The following is a 17,179-nucleotide window of genomic DNA, read 5'->3' on the forward strand; positions in this document are numbered from 1 at the left end:
TTTATCAACAATCTTACTTTTTACACGATATTAGAATTCAGCATTAACACTGAAACGGAAATAACGTGGTGTTTGGAAGTCAGTTGGTAAACCGTAAGTTGGATTAGGTCCACCATCATAGCCGCCTAATTCAGCATCCCAACCAGCGTAACGCTCGTTAACTTCATTCATCTGTGTAGCTTTATCATTATTAGTGACGTTAAATACATCTGCACGGAAAGTAATTTTACTGTCATCCCAGTAATAATCATAAGATGCAGATAAATCTAATTGCCATGTATTGGCTGTGCGCCCTTCAGAACCACGTTGAACTAATTGGCCATCTTTAACAAATGATGCTGCTTGATATAGCGAAGCAAATGCATCTGTTGGATGGAAGCCAAATGAGTTCAGTGGACGACCTTCAGTCCAGTTAAAGTTAGCCCCTACTGTTAAGTTTTCAATAACTTGGTAAGCACCGTTAATTTTGAATGAATGACGACGATCATTTGGTAAGTTACCACTTGCACCATCGGTTAAGCCCGGTTGGTCAAAGTTTGTTGTTAAACCAGAATCGTTTTGGTCATTATCTGAACGCACGAAACCTTCATTGTTGCCCCAGCTATGTGCCCACGTATAAGTAAAGCCAAACATCCAATCGTCTTCCCAAGCACGATCAAAGGTAACATCTACAGAGCCATAAGAACGTTCTGCTGCAGGGTATCCTAATTGATCAGCGGTAATAGTATAGGCTTGATTTGCTAAAGGACCATCACCATCAGGGTCAGTAGTAATTGTTACATCTTCACCTGGATTGGTTAATACATAATAATGGAAACCACTACATAATGTACAACCACCATCTAGCATGGCATCAAAACCGGCATCAATCGCGATATCTTCTAAAGAACTACCTAAGTCGCGGTAAGTTGCCTTGATACCAAAGCTCCAAGAATCACCTAATAAGCGTTGGTAGCCTAAAATAAATTCATCTTGATACATAGGGTCAAGATCAGCGTTTACTGTCTCTGCCGTATTCTTAAGAGTACCGTCACCATAAGTTGTAACACCAGTAAGTGCTTCGCCTAGTTGTGGAATAAAGTTAGCGTCAATGCTTTCAACAGCAAAAAACTGACGTGTATATAATTCATCACCCGCTAAACGTACGTTTGTATTAGTTGCTACTGGTAAGAAATAACGACCGTAGTTAGCAAATACCTTACTTTCACCATCACCGTTAATATCCCAGCTTAAACCAACGCGTGGTGCCCATTGATCTTGAACATCAACAAACTTATCACCAGCTTTGTTGTAGTTTTCAAAAGACTCATTACGTAAACCAATACGCGCAACGATATCTTCTGTTACTTGCCAAGTATCTTCAATGTAGAAAGCAGCTGACTTAGTTTCAAAGTCACCTTGGTTGATATAAAACTCTTGACGTACTGTTGAACAATCAAGTTGTCCCATATCCAACAAATCAGTATCACAACCTTCATAACGATAAGCTACACCACCAGCACGTTGTGTATCTTCGGTCGCTTCCATTTCTTCATAATCGATACCAAAACGTAAGGTATGATCATCATGTACATACCAATCAACATCGAAACGGTAAGCAGTACGTTTATCATTTTGAACAGACGGAGTGAATAAACCAAATGCACCAAATTCACGACCTGAAAAACGCTCATAAATTGCAGGTTTATCACCTAATGGGTTACTACCCATGTTCAAATTACTGTAACTGGCTTCGTTAATTGAATATTGCGCACTTACCGTTAAATCATCCGTTAAAATACCGGTATATTTTAAGCCCCATGTTTTACCACCACGCTCTAAAATATAATCACCGTACCACTCACCGGTAGTGTCTGTATCTGGGTTGTATAAATTTTTCGTGCTTTCTAGCTCAGAAGTATTATCCCAACCAGTAAATTCTAAAATATGATCATCAGTAATGTACCAATCAAGTTTTAAAGCATATAACGTATCATTTGCTTCACGATCATAAATAGCACTACTGTTTGCATAGTCACTATCACGATTTTCTTGATTTACTAAACCGAAAAAGAATAATTTATCTTCAATTAACGCGCCACTTGCCCAGACGTTAATATTAGTTTTTCCTCTATTATCTTTGTTATTAACTTGATAATACTCAGTTCCAGACGCATCTATATCGGCTTGATCTGTTCTGAAAACATCTGGCGACTCTTCACGCATTGAACCTGGTTCAAAATACGCACTTACACCAAATTTAAATTCATTGGTACCACTTTTAGTTACAGCATTAACAACACCACCCGTAGAGCGACCAAATTCAGCCGAATAACCACCGGTTTTAACTTCAAAAGATTTGTACATTTCAAATGGTAATTCAGACCCACCTAAACCATTACGGAAGTTGGTTGTATTGATGCCATTGACATAATAAGTATTTTCACCAACTGATGAACCACCGAAAGAAGCAAAGTTACCGAAATCACTATCACCTTTGATAGTTCCCGGCGCTAACATTGCTACTGAAGTTACGTCACGAGAAATTGGTACCTTGTTTAAATACTCAACATCAACAATTAATTGAGACTCACTTGAAGAGACATCAATCGCAGAAACTGCAGCACCAGTAACAGTGATACGCTCAATATCACCAGCTTCTAGTGTTAAATCTACCGTTGTAGAACCTGCTGGCCCAACTCTTAATGATTTTTCCTGTAAAACAGTAAAACCATCTTTTTTCGCTTCTAAAGAATAGTTACCTGAAGGTAAAAGTGGAAAACGATAATTACCTTGCGAATCAGATTGAACAGTACGCGTTAAACCTGTGGTTAAATTTTTAATAGTTACAGTAACATTAGCTAAAACATTGCCGGCTTGGTTTACAGAAGTACCTGTAATCGCGCCGTCATTTGCCATAGCAGGCATTGCAACGCCTAATGACATGGCAACAGCAGCAGCTGTGACAGATCGTTTAAACGATTTAGAAATATTTTTATTCATTTTATGTTTCTCTCTGGAGTGAAATTTTTATTTTTTATTATTATTATTATTATTTATATGACTACATGTTACAAAACGTAACATGACCTCTTAATAATGCCTTATGTGAAAATATATTCAAGTCGTTTTATTTACAAACTATTAATATTTCCTGAAAACACAAAATAAAGTAATAGATTGAATTTAAAGATAAAATTATATTGCTTTCCAAATGATTAAAATCTTTTGTATAAAAAACCGTACACTTGCCAACGTTTTATTGTTATTTCGTTTAAATTCATACCGTCAAAATGTTTCATCGTGAAACATTATATTGCGGTTGTTTTTTATCACCAACTTAGTTAAGTGATAGCCTGATGAAACTTCTACACTTAATACGCAATACTTGATTGTTTTTGTCTAGACAGAGTAATATTAACTTACTGCTAAATTTTGAAGAGTAAACTATGGTCATCGACACTGATGGATATGTACATGTTATTGAATATCTCACTGAACATTTGAGTTTATTTGAAAATAGTAGTGTCACTAATTCATCAAATGACTCAGTGATGGCTGTTATTGAACAGGAGCTTAGTGAACAAATCATCATGGTTTGTAATCAAAATGAGCAATTATCATTTAATCAACGTAATATTATTATCCGCGAAGTAGACGCCATCGTTTATGATTTAGAGGAAATCCTCTCTGGCGTTATTAATAACCCAGTCACTGAACAACAAAAAACCTTTTTAAAAGAATTTGCCCTATTAATAAAAAACCTGTTTGACACCGAAGTCCACGCTGGCACTACTGAGTAATTTCCCTTTACCTCTAGTTTATCTCTATTTGTTCCGTTATCATCCTGATTTTTTTAGGGGGAAAGTTATGAAAGCTCAAGTAAAATGGATTGGCGATGAAATGTTCGCAGGTATTTCAGAAAGTGGCCACACTATCGTTTTAGATGCTAATGCAGGTAGTTTAGCGCCTAGTCCATTAGAAAATGTCTTAATTTCATTGGGTGGCTGCTCATCTGTGGATGTGATCAGTATTTTAAAGAAAACACGTCAAAACGTAAGCGATTGTAAAGTCGAGATCAGCGGAACAAGAGTAGATTCTGTGCCCAAGTTATTTTCTGATATTCATTTACATTTCGTTATTTCAGGAACAAACGTGGAAGAAAAACATGTTAAGAAAGCAATTAGTCTTTCTGCCGATAAGTATTGCTCCGTTGCCTTGATGCTTAACAAATCCGTTAATATTACTCACGACTTTTCGATTATTGAATGTTAATGCTTTAAACAACTAGCTGGAGTAAGTGATACTTAGAGATCACTCATCCAGTCAAGTTGTTTATTGGCTTCATGCTTTTTTTGCATAATTTCTCGGATCAATGGTGTTAGGATTAACTCCATCGCCAAACCCATTTTGCCGCCTGGCACCACTAACGTATTCATTCTTGACATAAAAGCACCATCGATCATGCTGAGAAAGTACGGAAAATCAATGTGATTGCCATCGCGGCAGCGGATCACAACAAAGCTTTCATCAAGTGTCGGAATTGCTTTAGCACTAAAAGGGTTCGAAGTATCTACCGTTGGAACACGTTGAAAATTTATATGTGTACGTGAAAACTGTGGGGTAATAAAAGAAATATAATCTTCCATACTTCTGACAATACTTGCTGTTACCGCTTCACGACTATGCCCACGTTGGTTTGTGTCTCGAATTATTTTTTGGATCCATTCAAGGTTTACAATAGGCACCATACCAATGAGTAAATCTACATGCTGAGAGACATCATTTTTCTCAGTGACAACTCCGCCATGCAGGCCTTCATAAAATAATAGGTCTGTACCTTCGCCTAAGCTCTCCCAAGGAGTAAAGGTACCTGGCATCTGATTATAGGGTACTGCTTCATCAAAGGTATGCAGATAACGGCGCATTTTACCTTTACCGGTTTCTGAGTAATCTCTAAATAACCTTTCTAGTGCATCAAAGTCATTGGCTTCGTCACCAAAATAACTAATGTTTCGTTTATCTTCTCTAGCCTTTCTTTTTTCAAGATCCATTTCTTGGCGAGAATAACGATGAAAACTGTCTCCTTCGACTTTTGCAGACACAATCCCCAAAGAACGAAATATATGTTCAAAAGACTCAGTTGTTGTTGACGTACCTGCACCAGATGAACCTGTGACAGCTATTATAGGATTTCGAGACGACATAAAAAATCAAGCCTATGATTATCGGGGTTAATGTTATACGAATAATATCAAGGTAGGTCAAGAAAGTTTGTCTTCATCATGATTTGAAAAATAGGTTAGCGATTAAATTTAGGCAATAAAAAACGGAGCAAAAGCTCCGTTTTAAATAATTCACTTAACTACATTGAGTAATTAAGCTTCTTCGCTAACTTCTTCAACTTCTTCAGCAACTTCTTCAACTGCTGGACGGTCTACAAGTTCAACGTAAGCCATAGGCGCTTTATCACCAGTACGGTAACCGCATTTTAAAATGCGAGTGTAACCACCTGGGCGTTCTTGGTAACGTTCACCAAGTTCGTTAAATAAAATACCTACTACTTCTTGATCACGTGTGCGGGCAAATGCCAAACGGCGGTTTGCTACACTGTCGGTCTTAGCCATAGTAATTAATGGCTCTACAACGCGACGTAATTCTTTAGCTTTAGCAACAGTCGTTTTGATAACGCCGTGTTTAACTAAAGAACTTGCCATATTGCGGAACATCGCCTGGCGATGACTGCTATTACGGTTTAACTGGCGACCGCTTTTACGATGGCGCATAAGTTAATCCTTCTCTCAACTATTAAAAAACGATGATCGACTTAGTCGTTATCAGCTATGCTTTCAGGTGGCCAATTTTCAAGGCGCATACCTAAAGATAAACCACGAGACGCTAACACGTCTTTGATTTCCGTTAGAGACTTCTTACCTAAATTAGGTGTTTTAAGAAGCTCTACTTCAGCACGTTGTACTAAATCACCAATATATTGTATTGCTTCTGCTTTTAAACAGTTAGCAGATCGAACAGTAAGTTCAAGATCATCAACTGGGCGTAACAATATCGGATCAAACAGAGGTTTTTCCTCTTTAGGTTCTTCTTGAGTAATATCACGTAACTCAACAAACGCATCTAGCTGTTCAGCTAAAATAGTTGAAGCGCGACGGATAGCTTCCTCAGGATCTAACGTACCGTTAGTTTCCATATCAAGAACCAATTTATCCAAATCTGTACGTTGTTCAACACGTGCAGAATCAACATCATAAGCAATTCTAACTACAGGACTGAAAGATGCATCAACTAACAAACGTCCAATTGCACGATCTTCTTCCTCGGCATCACGACGAGTTGAAGCAGGAACGTAACCACGCCCCATTTCAACTTTAATGCGCATACTGATAGAGCCATCACCGGTAAGGTGACAAATCACATGTTCTGGATTTGCAATTTCTACATCTCCATCATGCTGAATATCAGCTGCCGTTACAGGGCCTTCACCTGACTTAGTTAAGGTAAGAACTGCTTCATTTTTGCCTTCTAAACCAATTGCTAATCCTTTAAGGTTTAACAGTATTTCGATGATGTCTTCTTGAACACCTTCTTTACTACTGTACTCATGTAATACACCATCAATTTCTACTTCAGTTACAGCACAACCTGGCATTGAAGATAAAAGTATACGACGTAAGGCATTACCTAAAGTGTGACCAAAACCACGTTCCAATGGCTCTAAAGTTACTTTAGCGCGTGTAGTGCTAACAGTTTCAATATCAACCAAGCGTGGTCTAAGAAATTCGGTTACAGAACCCTGCATATATGTCCTCTCTTAAAGTGCGACTTTACTTAGAGTAAAGTTCAACTATCAACTGTTCATTAATTTCGGCAGATAAGTCTGAACGATCTGGAACGCGTTTAAAAACACCTTCTAGCTTCTTGTTATCTACTTCAACCCAGACAGGCTTCTCACGTTGTTCAGCCAATTCTAAAGCAGCAATAATACGCGCTTGAGTTTTAGACTTTTCACGAACAGAAACTACATCTTCAGCTTTAACAGTGAAAGATGGAATATTAACAACACTTCCATTCACTACGATAGCTTTGTGACTTACAAGTTGACGTGCTTCAGCGCGAGTACTTGCAAAGCCCATGCGGTATACAACGTTATCTAAACGTTTTTCTAAAAGTTGTAACAAGTTTTCACCTGTATTACCTTTTAGACGCGCAGCTTCTTTATAGTAGTTACGGAATTGCTTCTCTAGTACGCCATAAATACGACGAACTTTTTGTTTTTCACGAAGTTGAACACCATAATCAGATAAACGACCGCGACGTGCGCCGTGCTGACCTGGGATCATTTCGAATTTACATTTAGTGTCAATAGCTCTAACACCACTTTTAAGGAACAAATCAGTTCCTTCGCGGCGGCTAAGCTTTAACTTTGGACCTAAATATCTAGCCATTTTCTTTCTCCAACTATCCTAAAAAATGAGCGATTAAACGCGACGTTTCTTAGGAGGACGACAACCATTATGAGGAATCGGTGTAACGTCAGTAATGTTGGTGATTTTAAAACCAGCAGCATTTAAAGCACGGATAGCAGATTCACGACCTGGACCCGGACCTTTAACGAACACTTCAATATTCTTCAAGCCAAACTCTTGTGCAGCTTTACCAGCACGATCTGCAGCTACTTGCGCAGCAAATGGAGTTGATTTACGTGAACCACGGAAACCAGAACCACCAGCAGTCGCCCAAGATAATGCATTACCTTGACGGTCTGTAAGAGTTACGATTGTGTTGTTGAAAGAAGCATGGATATGAGCCATGCCATCAGCAACTTGTTTTTTTACGCGTTTACGCGTACGTACAGGTGTTTTAGCCATTGTCTAGTTCCTCTTACTTCTTAATTGGCTTACGAGGACCTTTACGGGTACGCGCATTTGTTTTAGTGCGTTGACCACGTAGAGGAAGACTGCGACGGTGGCGAATACCACGGAAACAACCTAAATCCATAAGACGTTTAATGTTCATTGAAACTTCACGGCGTAAATCACCTTCTACGGTGTATTTATCCACTTCTGCGCGAAGCAAATCAATTTTTGCTTCGTCTAATTCACTGATCTTCGTAGATTCATCGATACCAGCCGCCGCACAAATAGCTTTTGCACGAGTTTGACCAATACCGTAAATCGCAGTAATGGCGATTACTGCATGTTTACGATCAGGGATGTTAATGCCAGCGATACGGGCCACTAACACATCTCCTATTTAAAGATTAAAATTAACCGGTTGAAAAGCCCGTTAGGATACTCAACCAGCGACTTATTTTGTAAATCGAAGCGGCATTATACAGAGTTATCTGCATAATGCTACTGCTAAAGATTTAGCCTTGACGTTGCTTATGCTTTGGTTCAACGCAAATTACGCGAACAACACCAGCACGTTTAACAACTTTACAGTTACGGCAAATCTTTTTTACGGATGCACGAACTTTCATTTTATACTCCGTTAAACCTAGCGGCCATAGCCTTTCAGGTTTGCTTTCTTAAGTACGTTATCATATTGATGAGACATCAAATGTGTTTGTACTTGAGCCATAAAATCCATAATAACTACAACAATGATCAGTAACGATGTTCCACCGAAGTAAAACTGTACATCCCATGCAATCATCATAAATTCAGGAACCAAACAGACAAAGGTAATATACAACGCACCCGTTAAGGTTAAGCGTGTCATTACTTTATCTATATATTTAGACGTTTGTTCACCAGGACGTATCCCAGGAATAAACGCACCAGATTTTTTCAGGTTATCTGCTGTTTCACGCGGATTAAAAACTAATGCCGTGTAAAAGAAACAGAAAAATATTATCGCTGCTGCTAGTAACATAACGTATAGCGGCTGACCTGGAGAAATTGCAATAGACAATTCCTGCAAAACGTCGGCTACCATGCCGTCACCCTGTCCGAACCAACTGGCAATAGAGCCAGGGAACAACAAGATACTTGAAGCAAAAATAGGTGGTATTACACCAGCCATATTTACTTTTAGCGGTAGATGCGTACTTTGAGCGGCAAACACTTTACGTCCTTGCTGTCTCTTTGCGTAGTTAACAACGATACGTCGTTGACCACGTTCAACAAATACCACAAAAAAAGTTACTGCAAATACAATTACTGCAATTAGCAATAATACTAATAGGTGTATTTCCCCTTGACGCGCCATTTCTGCAGTTTGACCCACAGCTGATGGCATACCAGCAACAATACCCGCAAATATTAAGATAGAAATACCATTACCTATACCACGTTCGGTAATTTGTTCACCTAACCACATTAAAAACATGGTACCAGTAACCAAACTAACTACAGCGGCAAAGTAGAAACCGAAACCAGCGTCCATCACTAGACCAGGCATCATTCCAGGTAAACTTCTTGCTATCGCGACAGATTGTACCGTTGCTAATATTAAAGTACCGTAGCGGGTGTATTGGCTGATTTTACGTCTTCCAGCTTCACCTTCTTTTTTCAATTCTTGCAAACTTGGGATCATATGAGAACCGAGTTGCATGATAATAGAAGCTGAAATGTAAGGCATAATACCAAGTGCCAATACAGAGGCTCGCTCAAGTGCACCACCAGAGAACATGTTAAACATTTCTACAATGGTGCCCTTTTGTTGTTCAAACAACTGAGCTAATACAGCGGCGTCAATACCAGGGATTGGCACGAATGATCCCAAACGGGCAACAATTAATGCGCCGAATACAAACCATAATCTTTGTTTCAGCTCAGACAGTCCGCCTGCGCCTTTATTATCCATTCCTGGTGTAGCCATAACCTGTATTATTCCTCGATTTTTCCACCGGCAGCTTCAATAGCCGCACGAGCACCTTTAGTAACACTTAAGCCACGAACAGTGATTGGACGAGTAATTTCGCCAGACAACATAATTTTAGCTGTCACAATGTTACGTGTGATTAAGTTAGCGTCTTTAAGCGCATGAATATCGACAACATCACCTGTGATGTTATTTAGTTCATGTAAACGTACTTCAGCGCGAACTAAAGATTTACGTGACGTGAAACCAAATTTAGGTAAACGTTGTTTCAATGGCATTTGACCGCCTTCAAAACCTGGACGAACACTACCGCCAGAACGAGACTTCTGACCTTTGTGACCACGACCACCAGTTTTACCTATGCCTGAACCAATACCACGACCACAGCGTTTCTTGGCTTTCTTAGCACCTGGTGCAGGAGATAAAGTATTTAAATGCATTATTAATCCTCCACCTTAATCATATAATGTACTTGATTGATCATACCACGTACAGATGGAGTATCTTCTAACTCAACTGTATGATTGATACGACGTAAACCAAGACCTTTTAATGTAGCTCTATGTTTCGGTAAACGACCAATAGAACTTTTTACTTGAGTTACTTTTACTGTTTTAGCCATGTTCAATTACCCCAAGATATCTGAAACGCTTTTGCCACGTTTAGCTGCAACAGCTTCTGGCGATTTCATGTTCGCAAGGGCTGAAACAGTAGCGCGTACTACGTTAATTGGGTTAGTAGAACCGTATGCTTTTGACAATACGTTCTGTACGCCTGCAACTTCAAGTACTGCACGCATCGCGCCACCGGCGATGATACCTGTACCTTCAGAAGCTGGTTGCATGTAAACTTTAGAACCTGAGTGACGTCCTTTAATAGGATGTTGAAGCGTTGTACCCTTCAAATCAACGGTTACTAAGTTACGACGTGCTTTTTCCATTGCTTTTTGGATTGCAGCAGGCACTTCACGTGCTTTACCGTAACCAAAACCAACGCGACCAGCACCATCACCAACAACAGTTAATGCTGTGAAACTGAATATGCGACCACCTTTAACCACTTTAGAAACACGGTTAACGGCAATTAGCTTTTCAGCCATATCACTTTGTTGTGAGTTTTCTTGATTATGATTAGCCATCATCAACCCCTAAAACTGAAGACCAGCTTCACGAGCTGCATCTGCTAACGCTTTTACACGACCATGATAACGGAAACCTGAGCGATCAAATGCTACAGACTCAATGCCTTTAGCTTTTGCACGTTCAGCGATTGCTTTACCTACAGCTTGCGCTGCAGCTACGTTACCTGTTTTTTCTAACTGAGCACTAACTTCTTTATCTAAAGTAGACGCTGTTGCGATTACTTCAGAACCTGTTGGTGCAATCAATTGCGCGTAAATATGGCGAGGAGTACGGTGAACGACTAAACGATTCGCACCCAGCTCGCTAATTTTTGCACGAGCGCGTTTAGCGCGGCGCAAACGAGATGTTTTCTTATCCATCGTATTACCCTACTTTTTCTTAGCTTCTTTACGGCGTACATATTCATCACTATAACGGATCCCTTTACCTTTATAAGGCTCAGGTTTACGGTATGCGCGAATGTTTGCAGCAGTTTGACCGACCAACTGTTTGTCAGCGCCTTTTAGCACGACTTCAGTTTGACTAGGAGTTTCAACAGTAATCCCTTCAGGGATAGCGTGATCAACCGGATGTGAAAAGCCTAAAGATAAGTTTAAGTTCTTACCTGCAGCTTTTGCACGGTAACCAACACCGTTTAAAACTAATTTCTTTTCAAAACCTTTACTAACACCTTCAACCATATTATTGATTAAAGCACGTGCAGTACCGGCTTGAGCCCAAGCGCCTTTAACATCAGCAACGATATTCGTGATGATGTTATTTTCTTCTTGAGAAATAACAACGTCACTGTGGATCGTGCGAGATAATTCGCCCACTGGACCTTTAACTTTTATGTCTTGACCTGATAACGTTACGGTAACGCCAGCAGGTACTTCGACAGGTGCTTTTGCAACACGAGACATAGTTCTGCTCCTTACGCTACGAAACCAAGAACTTCACCACCAAGACCCGCAGAGCGAGCGGCACGATCAGTCATTAGACCTTTAGAAGTAGAAACAATCGCAATACCCATGCCCGCTAATACTTTAGGTAACTCATTTGCACCTTTGTATACGCGAAGACCTGGACGTGAAACACGTTTAATTGTTTCGATTACTTCTTTACCTTCAAAATATTTTAAAGTAACAGCTAATTCTGGTTTTGCATCACCAGACACTGAATACTCTGTAATGTAACCTTCTTCTTTAAGTAAGTTAGCAATTGCAACTTTTACTTTAGAAGATGGCATTGTTACTGCAGTTTTTGCTGCAGATTGACCGTTGCGGATGCGTGTAAACATGTCCGCGATAGGATCAGTCATCATAACCATTTACTCCCGTGAATTACCAACTAGCTTTCTTAAGACCTGGAACTTCACCACGCATAGTTGCTTCACGCAACTTGATTCGGCTTAAACCGAATTTACGTAAGTAACCATGTGGACGACCTGTAACATTACAACGATTACGTTGACGGCTACTAGATGAATCACGAGGTAAACTTTGAAGTTTCAATACTGCATCCCAACGTTCTTCTTCCGAAGAATCAACACCTGAGATGATTGCTTTTAACGCTGCACGCTTTTCAGCATATTGTGCAACTAATTTGGTTCTTTTAGCTTCACGAGCTTTCATTGACGATTTAGCCATAACTCTACACCTTATTTCTTAAACGGGAAATTAAAGGCAGTCAGCAATGCATGACCTTCTTCATTAGATTTCGCAGTAGTAGTGATAGTAATATCCATACCACGAATCTTATCGATTTTATCATACTCGATTTCTGGGAAGATGATTTGCTCACGAACACCCATGCTGTAATTACCACGGCCATCGAACGATTTCGGGTTCAAGCCACGGAAGTCACGAATACGAGGAACAGAAATAGAGATTAAACGCTCTAAAAATTCCCACATTCTTTCACCGCGTAGAGTTACTTTTGCGCCAATAGGATAACCTTCACGAATCTTAAAGCCCGCAACAGATTTGCGTGCTACAGTCGTAATAGGCTTTTGACCTGAGATTGCAGTAAGATCATTTGTGGCATGTTCTAATACTTTTTTATCAGCAATAGCTTCACCAACACCCATGTTAAGGGTGATCTTTTCAATCCGAGGGACTTGCATGACACTTTTATAGTCAAACTTCTTTTGAAGTTCAGCTACAACTGTATCTTTATATAAATCATGCAGTTTCGCCATCGTTTACTCCAATTATTAAACTAATTCGTTATTAGATTTGAAAAAACGTACTTTTTTGCCGTCTTCAATTCTAAAACCTACACGATCTGCTTTACCCGTTGCTGGGTTAAGGATCGCTACGTTTGAAACGTTTAAAGGTGCTTCTTTCTCAACAATGCCACCAGGCTGCTGTAACTGAGGTACAGGCTTAGTGTGCTTTTTGATTAAGTTTACGCCTTCAACAAATACTTTACCGTCTTCAACAAGCACTTTAGTGACTTTACCAGTCTTGCCCTTGTCTTTTCCGGCTAGTATAACTACTTCATCATCACGACGAATTTTAGATGCCATTATCGTGACTCCTTATAGTACTTCTGGAGCAAGTGAAACGATTTTCATGAACTTTTCATTACGAAGTTCACGCGTCACAGGTCCGAAAATACGAGTACCAATTGGTTGTAAGTTAGCATTTAACATTACAGCCGCGTTTTCATCAAAACGGATGGCAGAACCATCTGTACGACGAACACCTTTCTTTGTGCGCACCACTACTGCAGTAAGAACATCACCTTTTTTAACCTTACCGCGAGGATTTGCTTCCTTCACTGCAATTTTAATGATATCACCAATGCGTGCGTAGCGACGGTGCGAACCACCAAGAACCTTTATACATTGTACACGTCGAGCGCCGCTGTTATCAGCTACGTTCAATTGTGATTGCATTTGGATCATTTAATATGTCTCCGCTATTTATCTTTCGTCTATAAAAAAGATAGAAATTTAAGGCCAGAAATTTGACCCGTCACTGCCTTTTAAATCCCACTCATATTAAGAGGGCGCGAGATTATAACACCAGTTAATAAAAAGTGGTACTTTATTTATACAATTATTTCTAATTATCCGAGATTATTTTTATCGATGAGGGCTAGCGTGAGCTATAGATGAGGAATTGAATATTTTATAATAAAAAACGGCTCCTTTAGGAGCCGTTTTAATAGTGACTATAAACTTAAAATTAAGCTTTTGTTACTACGTCAACCAATGTCCAGTTTTTAGACTTAGAAATTGGAGCGCATTCACGAATAGTTACTACGTCACCTGCATTACACTGGTTAGTTTCATCGTGCGCTTTCAACTTAGTTGAACGCGTCATGAACTTACCGTAAATTGGGTGTTTAACACGTCGTTCAATTAAAACAGTGATAGACTTATCCATTTTATCACTGATTACACGACCTTGTAGTGTACGAATTTTCTCGCTCATTACTTATCTGCCTTTTCAGTTATGATAGTCTTAACACGTGCAATATTGCGACGTACCGTTCTTAGCAAGTGAGTTTGTGCTAACTGACCTGTGCTTGCTTGCATGCGATAGTTAAACTGTTCGCGCAATAGCTCAAGTAATTCAGCATTTAACTCTTCAATGCTTTTTTCTCTTAAATCGCTAGCTTTCATTACATCACCGTTCTAGTTACGAAGGTTGTTTTAAACGGAAGTTTAGCTGCCGCTAAAGCAAATGCTTCGCGTGCTAATTCTTCAGATACACCTTCCATTTCATAAAGAACACGACCTGGTAGAATTTGACATACCCAATATTCTACAGAACCTTTACCTTTACCCATACGAACCTCAAGAGGCTTTTTAGTAATTGGTTTGTCTGGAAATACTCGGATCCAAATTTTACCTTGACGCTTAACGTGACGAGTCATTGCACGACGAGCCGCTTCAATTTGACGAGCAGTCATACGACCACGCTCAACTGATTTCAACCCGAAAGTACCGAAGCTTACTGAGCTACCGACTTGTGCAAGACCGCGGTTACGCAATTTAAATTGCTTACGGAATTTAGTACGTTTTGGTTGTAACATTACTTATCCCCTACTTGCTCTTGCGATTGTTTCTTTTTTTCGGTTTAGCTGGTGCTTCTACCTGAGTAGGCATGCCACCAATTACTTCACCTTTAAAGATCCAAACTTTAATACCGATAACACCATAAGTTGTGTCACCACGCGCGATTGCGTAGTCAATATCAGCACGTAATGTATGCAAAGGTACACGACCTTCACGATACCATTCAGAACGAGCGATATCAGCGCCGCCTAAACGACCGCTAACTTCAACTTTGATACCTTTAGCACCTAAACGCATTGCGTTTTGTACAGCACGCTTCATAGCGCGACGGAACATAACACGACGTTCTAATTGACTAGCAATGCTGTCTGCAACAAGCTGCGCATCCATTTCTGGCTTACGTACTTCAGCGATGTTAATTTGAGCAGGAACACCAGCAATTTTCGATACTTGTAAACGTAATTTTTCTACGTCTTCGCCTTTCTTACCGATAACAACACCTGGACGAGCCGTGTGAATTGTTACGCGGATTGATTTAGCTGGACGCTCAATTACGATTTTTGATAATGATGCACGCTTAAGCTTTTCAGTTAAATATTCACGAACCAAGTGGTCACCGTGTAAATTCGCTGAAAAATCTTTGCTACTTGCAAACCAAGTAGACGCGAAAGGTTTAGTGATACCTAAGCGAATACCATTTGGATGGACTTTTTGACCCATTCTAATATCTCCTAGCTATCAGCTACAATCACAGTAATGTGACTTGTACGCTTAAGGATACGATCCGCGCGACCTTTCGCACGAGGCTTGATACGTTTCATTGTAGGACCATCGTCAACCATAATAGTTTTAACGAATAATTCATCAATGTCTGCACCTTCGTTATGTTCTGCATTAGCAATCGCTGAGTTCAAAACTTTTTTCACTAAGTCTGCAGCACCTTTGTTGCTGTAGTCTAAGATTTCTAAAGCTTTTTCAACACCCAAGCCGCGGATTTGATCCACAACTAAACGAGCTTTTTGTGCTGAACCACGGGCAAATTTATGTTTAGCAATAGCTTCCATTTAACTTCCCCTTATCTTTTCGCTTTCTTATCAACGACATGGCCGCGATAAGTACGAGTTGGTGCAAATTCACCCAATTTGTGACCGATCATTTCTTCGGTTACAAATACAGGAACGTGTTGACGGCCATTATGGACAGCTATGGTCAATCCGATCATATTTGGTATGATCATTGAACGACGGGACCAAGTTTTAATTGGCTTTTTATTCCCGCTTTCCAGAGCTTTCTCTACCTTCGTCAACAAGTGTAGGTCTATAAATGGACCTTTCTTGAGAGAACGTGGCATGGTGATTCCTCTTTAATTAGATGTACTATTTAGTACGACGACGTACGATAAACTTATCAGTACGCTTGTTTTTACGAGTCTTGTAACCCTTAGTTGGTACACCCCAAGGAGATACCGGATGACGACCGCCTGAAGTTTTACCTTCACCACCACCGTGCGGGTGATCAACTGGGTTCATGGCAACACCACGAACAGTTGGGCGAACACCACGCCAACGAGTAGCACCTGCTTTACCCAAAGAGCGAAGCATGTGTTCTGCGTTACCGATTTCACCTAAAGTAGCACGACAGTCTGCTTCGATTTTACGCATTTCGCCTGAACGAAGACGTAAAGTTACGTAAGCACCATCTTTAGCAACTAATTGAGCATAAGTACCCGCCGCACGAGCGATTTGAGCACCTTTACCAGGTTTAAGTTCGATTGCATGAATAACACTACCTAATGGTGTGTTACGCAATGGTAATGTGTTACCTGCTTTGATTGGAGCGTCAACACCAGACTGGATAGTATCACCAGCTTTTAAGCCTTTAGGGGCTAAGATGTAACGACGTTCACCATCTGCATATAATACTAACGCAATGTTAGCACTACGGTTTGGATCATATTCCAAACGCTCTACTTTTGCAGGAATGCCATCTTTAGTACGTTTAAAGTCGATCATACGATAATGATGCTTGTGACCACCACCTACGTGACGAACTGTAATACGACCAGTATTGTTACGACCACCAGACTTAGACTTAGTGTCTAATAATGGTGCGTAAGGCTTACCTTTATGCAACTCCGCGTTTACCACTTTAACAACGTGGCGACGACCCGGAGAAGTAGGTTTACATTTAACTATAGCCATTT

At 40.0% G+C, this 17,179-nt stretch carries 28 protein-coding genes; 2 read left to right on the forward strand and 26 right to left on the reverse strand.

The window, feature by feature from the left end; genetic code table 11:
• Positions 1 to 30: 30 nt before the first annotated feature.
• A complete protein-coding gene (locus RM573_RS10300) occupies positions 31 to 2,982 on the reverse strand; it encodes a TonB-dependent receptor (RefSeq protein WP_311581328.1) in 2,952 nt (983 codons plus the stop codon).
• A 446-nt stretch (positions 2,983 to 3,428) separates the two neighbouring features.
• Here RM573_RS10300 and RM573_RS10305 point away from each other — a divergent pair, with 446 nt between their 5' ends.
• Both RM573_RS10305 and RM573_RS10310 read left to right on the forward strand, forming a co-directional pair.
• On the forward strand, positions 3,429 to 3,782 hold the full coding sequence (locus RM573_RS10305) for a DUF3802 family protein (RefSeq protein ID WP_311581331.1): 354 nt from the start codon (positions 3,429 to 3,431) through the stop codon (positions 3,780 to 3,782).
• 67 nt (positions 3,783 to 3,849) lie between these two features.
• Positions 3,850 to 4,254, forward strand: coding sequence for an OsmC family protein (locus tag RM573_RS10310; protein WP_311581335.1), 405 nt, complete (start codon positions 3,850 to 3,852; stop codon positions 4,252 to 4,254).
• A 32-nt stretch (positions 4,255 to 4,286) separates the two neighbouring features.
• Here RM573_RS10310 and RM573_RS10315 read toward each other — a convergent pair whose 3' ends face one another.
• The 25 genes from RM573_RS10315 to rplB form a co-directional block, all read right to left on the reverse strand.
• Entirely contained in the window at positions 4,287 to 5,186 is a 900-nt protein-coding gene (locus RM573_RS10315) for a phosphoribulokinase (protein ID WP_311581338.1), read from the reverse strand.
• 171 nt (positions 5,187 to 5,357) lie between these two features.
• Positions 5,358 to 5,765, reverse strand: coding sequence for a 50S ribosomal protein L17 (gene rplQ, locus RM573_RS10320; RefSeq protein ID WP_303455115.1), 408 nt, complete (start codon positions 5,763 to 5,765; stop codon positions 5,358 to 5,360).
• A 41-nt stretch (positions 5,766 to 5,806) separates the two neighbouring features.
• Positions 5,807 to 6,796, reverse strand: a complete 990-nt coding sequence (locus RM573_RS10325; protein ID WP_303455114.1) for a DNA-directed RNA polymerase subunit alpha — start codon at positions 6,794 to 6,796, stop codon at positions 5,807 to 5,809.
• A 25-nt stretch (positions 6,797 to 6,821) separates the two neighbouring features.
• A complete protein-coding gene (rpsD, locus tag RM573_RS10330) occupies positions 6,822 to 7,442 on the reverse strand; it encodes a 30S ribosomal protein S4 (RefSeq protein ID WP_303455111.1) in 621 nt (206 codons plus the stop codon).
• Between the two features lie 33 nt (positions 7,443 to 7,475).
• The gene (gene rpsK, locus RM573_RS10335) at positions 7,476 to 7,865 is read right to left on the reverse strand and encodes a 30S ribosomal protein S11 (protein WP_076420861.1); all 390 of its coding nucleotides are present in this window, start codon (positions 7,863 to 7,865) and stop codon (positions 7,476 to 7,478) included.
• 13 nt (positions 7,866 to 7,878) lie between these two features.
• Complete coding sequence (rpsM, locus tag RM573_RS10340) at positions 7,879 to 8,235, reverse strand: 30S ribosomal protein S13 (RefSeq protein WP_303455101.1); 357 nt, start codon at positions 8,233 to 8,235, stop codon at positions 7,879 to 7,881.
• Between the two features lie 130 nt (positions 8,236 to 8,365).
• A complete protein-coding gene (gene rpmJ, locus RM573_RS10345) occupies positions 8,366 to 8,479 on the reverse strand; it encodes a 50S ribosomal protein L36 (RefSeq protein WP_068545060.1) in 114 nt (37 codons plus the stop codon).
• Between the two features lie 17 nt (positions 8,480 to 8,496).
• Positions 8,497 to 9,822 carry a preprotein translocase subunit SecY gene (gene secY / locus RM573_RS10350; protein WP_303455091.1) on the reverse strand — a complete coding sequence of 442 codons (1,326 nt, stop codon included), beginning with the start codon at positions 9,820 to 9,822 and terminating at the stop codon, positions 8,497 to 8,499.
• Positions 9,823 to 9,830: 8 nt separating this feature from the next.
• Positions 9,831 to 10,265 (reverse strand): 50S ribosomal protein L15, encoded by a 435-nt coding sequence (gene rplO, locus RM573_RS10355; RefSeq protein WP_303455090.1) that lies wholly within the window; start codon positions 10,263 to 10,265, stop codon positions 9,831 to 9,833.
• 2 nt (positions 10,266 to 10,267) lie between these two features.
• Positions 10,268 to 10,447, reverse strand: a complete 180-nt coding sequence (rpmD, locus tag RM573_RS10360; protein WP_074496183.1) for a 50S ribosomal protein L30 — start codon at positions 10,445 to 10,447, stop codon at positions 10,268 to 10,270.
• Between the two features lie 6 nt (positions 10,448 to 10,453).
• Positions 10,454 to 10,963: a 30S ribosomal protein S5 gene (gene rpsE / locus RM573_RS10365; RefSeq protein WP_303455086.1), complete on the reverse strand. Its 510-nt coding sequence runs from the start codon at positions 10,961 to 10,963 to the stop codon at positions 10,454 to 10,456.
• 9 nt (positions 10,964 to 10,972) lie between these two features.
• Complete coding sequence (gene rplR, locus RM573_RS10370) at positions 10,973 to 11,326, reverse strand: 50S ribosomal protein L18 (protein ID WP_303455085.1); 354 nt, start codon at positions 11,324 to 11,326, stop codon at positions 10,973 to 10,975.
• A gap of 9 nt (positions 11,327 to 11,335) precedes the next feature.
• Complete coding sequence (rplF, locus tag RM573_RS10375; RefSeq protein ID WP_311581358.1) at positions 11,336 to 11,869, reverse strand: 50S ribosomal protein L6; 534 nt, start codon at positions 11,867 to 11,869, stop codon at positions 11,336 to 11,338.
• Positions 11,870 to 11,880: 11 nt separating this feature from the next.
• Positions 11,881 to 12,270, reverse strand: a complete 390-nt coding sequence (gene rpsH / locus RM573_RS10380) for a 30S ribosomal protein S8 (protein WP_432280234.1) — start codon at positions 12,268 to 12,270, stop codon at positions 11,881 to 11,883.
• Between the two features lie 19 nt (positions 12,271 to 12,289).
• Entirely contained in the window at positions 12,290 to 12,595 is a 306-nt protein-coding gene (gene rpsN / locus RM573_RS10385; RefSeq protein ID WP_303455078.1) for a 30S ribosomal protein S14, read from the reverse strand.
• A gap of 11 nt (positions 12,596 to 12,606) precedes the next feature.
• A complete protein-coding gene (rplE, locus tag RM573_RS10390; RefSeq protein ID WP_303455076.1) occupies positions 12,607 to 13,146 on the reverse strand; it encodes a 50S ribosomal protein L5 in 540 nt (179 codons plus the stop codon).
• A 15-nt stretch (positions 13,147 to 13,161) separates the two neighbouring features.
• The gene (gene rplX, locus RM573_RS10395) at positions 13,162 to 13,476 is read right to left on the reverse strand and encodes a 50S ribosomal protein L24 (RefSeq protein ID WP_303455075.1); all 315 of its coding nucleotides are present in this window, start codon (positions 13,474 to 13,476) and stop codon (positions 13,162 to 13,164) included.
• Between the two features lie 12 nt (positions 13,477 to 13,488).
• Positions 13,489 to 13,857 carry a 50S ribosomal protein L14 gene (gene rplN, locus RM573_RS10400; protein WP_303455072.1) on the reverse strand — a complete coding sequence of 123 codons (369 nt, stop codon included), beginning with the start codon at positions 13,855 to 13,857 and terminating at the stop codon, positions 13,489 to 13,491.
• A 283-nt stretch (positions 13,858 to 14,140) separates the two neighbouring features.
• Positions 14,141 to 14,389 (reverse strand): 30S ribosomal protein S17, encoded by a 249-nt coding sequence (gene rpsQ / locus RM573_RS10405; RefSeq protein WP_303455070.1) that lies wholly within the window; start codon positions 14,387 to 14,389, stop codon positions 14,141 to 14,143.
• Positions 14,389 to 14,580, reverse strand: a complete 192-nt coding sequence (gene rpmC / locus RM573_RS10410) for a 50S ribosomal protein L29 (protein ID WP_303455069.1) — start codon at positions 14,578 to 14,580, stop codon at positions 14,389 to 14,391. The genes rpsQ and rpmC overlap by 1 nt, the downstream gene beginning before the upstream one ends.
• Positions 14,580 to 14,993 (reverse strand): 50S ribosomal protein L16, encoded by a 414-nt coding sequence (gene rplP, locus RM573_RS10415; protein WP_242283930.1) that lies wholly within the window; start codon positions 14,991 to 14,993, stop codon positions 14,580 to 14,582. Before rplP ends, rpmC begins: the two co-directional genes overlap by 1 nt.
• Before the next feature lie 10 nt (positions 14,994 to 15,003).
• On the reverse strand, positions 15,004 to 15,696 hold the full coding sequence (gene rpsC / locus RM573_RS10420; protein ID WP_303455063.1) for a 30S ribosomal protein S3: 693 nt from the start codon (positions 15,694 to 15,696) through the stop codon (positions 15,004 to 15,006).
• Between the two features lie 11 nt (positions 15,697 to 15,707).
• Positions 15,708 to 16,040, reverse strand: a complete 333-nt coding sequence (gene rplV, locus RM573_RS10425) for a 50S ribosomal protein L22 (RefSeq protein ID WP_303455060.1) — start codon at positions 16,038 to 16,040, stop codon at positions 15,708 to 15,710.
• Positions 16,041 to 16,051: 11 nt separating this feature from the next.
• On the reverse strand, positions 16,052 to 16,327 hold the full coding sequence (rpsS, locus tag RM573_RS10430; protein ID WP_284244759.1) for a 30S ribosomal protein S19: 276 nt from the start codon (positions 16,325 to 16,327) through the stop codon (positions 16,052 to 16,054).
• Positions 16,328 to 16,352: 25 nt separating this feature from the next.
• Positions 16,353 to 17,177, reverse strand: coding sequence for a 50S ribosomal protein L2 (gene rplB, locus RM573_RS10435; protein WP_311581379.1), 825 nt, complete (start codon positions 17,175 to 17,177; stop codon positions 16,353 to 16,355).
• Between the last annotated feature and the right edge of the window lie 2 nt (positions 17,178 to 17,179).

The sequence above is a fragment of the Thalassotalea castellviae genome, assembly GCF_031846185.1.
Taxonomy (GTDB): domain Bacteria; phylum Pseudomonadota; class Gammaproteobacteria; order Enterobacterales; family Alteromonadaceae; genus Thalassotalea_H; species Thalassotalea_H castellviae.

Excerpts from the sequence above, each read along its gene's own strand:
- rpsS (WP_284244759.1), bottom strand. The coding sequence starts at position 16,327 with ATGCCACGTTCTCTCAAGAAAGGTCCATTTATAGACCTACACTTGTTG.
- rplX (WP_303455075.1), bottom strand. The coding sequence starts at position 13,476 with ATGGCATCTAAAATTCGTCGTGATGATGAAGTAGTTATACTAGCCGGA.
- rplP (WP_242283930.1), bottom strand. The coding sequence starts at position 14,993 with ATGTTACAACCAAAACGTACTAAATTCCGTAAGCAATTTAAATTGCGT.
- rpmC (WP_303455069.1), bottom strand. The coding sequence starts at position 14,580 with ATGAAAGCTAGCGATTTAAGAGAAAAAAGCATTGAAGAGTTAAATGCT.
- rpsD (WP_303455111.1), bottom strand. The coding sequence starts at position 7,442 with ATGGCTAGATATTTAGGTCCAAAGTTAAAGCTTAGCCGCCGCGAAGGA.
- rplF (WP_311581358.1), bottom strand. The coding sequence starts at position 11,869 with ATGTCTCGTGTTGCAAAAGCACCTGTCGAAGTACCTGCTGGCGTTACC.
- rpsN (WP_303455078.1), bottom strand. The coding sequence starts at position 12,595 with ATGGCTAAATCGTCAATGAAAGCTCGTGAAGCTAAAAGAACCAAATTA.
- rpsH (WP_432280234.1), bottom strand. The coding sequence starts at position 12,270 with ATGATGACTGATCCTATCGCGGACATGTTTACACGCATCCGCAACGGT.
- rplQ (WP_303455115.1), bottom strand. The coding sequence starts at position 5,765 with ATGCGCCATCGTAAAAGCGGTCGCCAGTTAAACCGTAATAGCAGTCAT.
- rplN (WP_303455072.1), bottom strand. The coding sequence starts at position 13,857 with ATGATCCAAATGCAATCACAATTGAACGTAGCTGATAACAGCGGCGCT.
- rpsE (WP_303455086.1), bottom strand. The coding sequence starts at position 10,963 with ATGGCTAATCATAATCAAGAAAACTCACAACAAAGTGATATGGCTGAA.
- secY (WP_303455091.1), bottom strand. The coding sequence starts at position 9,822 with ATGGCTACACCAGGAATGGATAATAAAGGCGCAGGCGGACTGTCTGAG.
- rplE (WP_303455076.1), bottom strand. The coding sequence starts at position 13,146 with ATGGCGAAACTGCATGATTTATATAAAGATACAGTTGTAGCTGAACTT.
- rpsC (WP_303455063.1), bottom strand. The coding sequence starts at position 15,696 with ATGGGTCAAAAAGTCCATCCAAATGGTATTCGCTTAGGTATCACTAAA.
- rpmJ (WP_068545060.1), bottom strand. The coding sequence starts at position 8,479 with ATGAAAGTTCGTGCATCCGTAAAAAAGATTTGCCGTAACTGTAAAGTT.
- rplV (WP_303455060.1), bottom strand. The coding sequence starts at position 16,040 with ATGGAAGCTATTGCTAAACATAAATTTGCCCGTGGTTCAGCACAAAAA.
- rplB (WP_311581379.1), bottom strand. The coding sequence starts at position 17,177 with ATGGCTATAGTTAAATGTAAACCTACTTCTCCGGGTCGTCGCCACGTT.
- RM573_RS10325 (WP_303455114.1), bottom strand. The coding sequence starts at position 6,796 with ATGCAGGGTTCTGTAACCGAATTTCTTAGACCACGCTTGGTTGATATT.
- rplR (WP_303455085.1), bottom strand. The coding sequence starts at position 11,326 with ATGGATAAGAAAACATCTCGTTTGCGCCGCGCTAAACGCGCTCGTGCA.
- rplO (WP_303455090.1), bottom strand. The coding sequence starts at position 10,265 with ATGCATTTAAATACTTTATCTCCTGCACCAGGTGCTAAGAAAGCCAAG.
- rpsQ (WP_303455070.1), bottom strand. The coding sequence starts at position 14,389 with ATGAGCGAGAAAATTCGTACACTACAAGGTCGTGTAATCAGTGATAAA.
- RM573_RS10315 (WP_311581338.1), bottom strand. The coding sequence starts at position 5,186 with ATGTCGTCTCGAAATCCTATAATAGCTGTCACAGGTTCATCTGGTGCA.
- RM573_RS10305 (WP_311581331.1), top strand. The coding sequence starts at position 3,429 with ATGGTCATCGACACTGATGGATATGTACATGTTATTGAATATCTCACT.
- RM573_RS10300 (WP_311581328.1), bottom strand. The coding sequence starts at position 2,982 with ATGAATAAAAATATTTCTAAATCGTTTAAACGATCTGTCACAGCTGCT.
- rpmD (WP_074496183.1), bottom strand. The coding sequence starts at position 10,447 with ATGGCTAAAACAGTAAAAGTAACTCAAGTAAAAAGTTCTATTGGTCGT.
- RM573_RS10310 (WP_311581335.1), top strand. The coding sequence starts at position 3,850 with ATGAAAGCTCAAGTAAAATGGATTGGCGATGAAATGTTCGCAGGTATT.
- rpsK (WP_076420861.1), bottom strand. The coding sequence starts at position 7,865 with ATGGCTAAAACACCTGTACGTACGCGTAAACGCGTAAAAAAACAAGTT.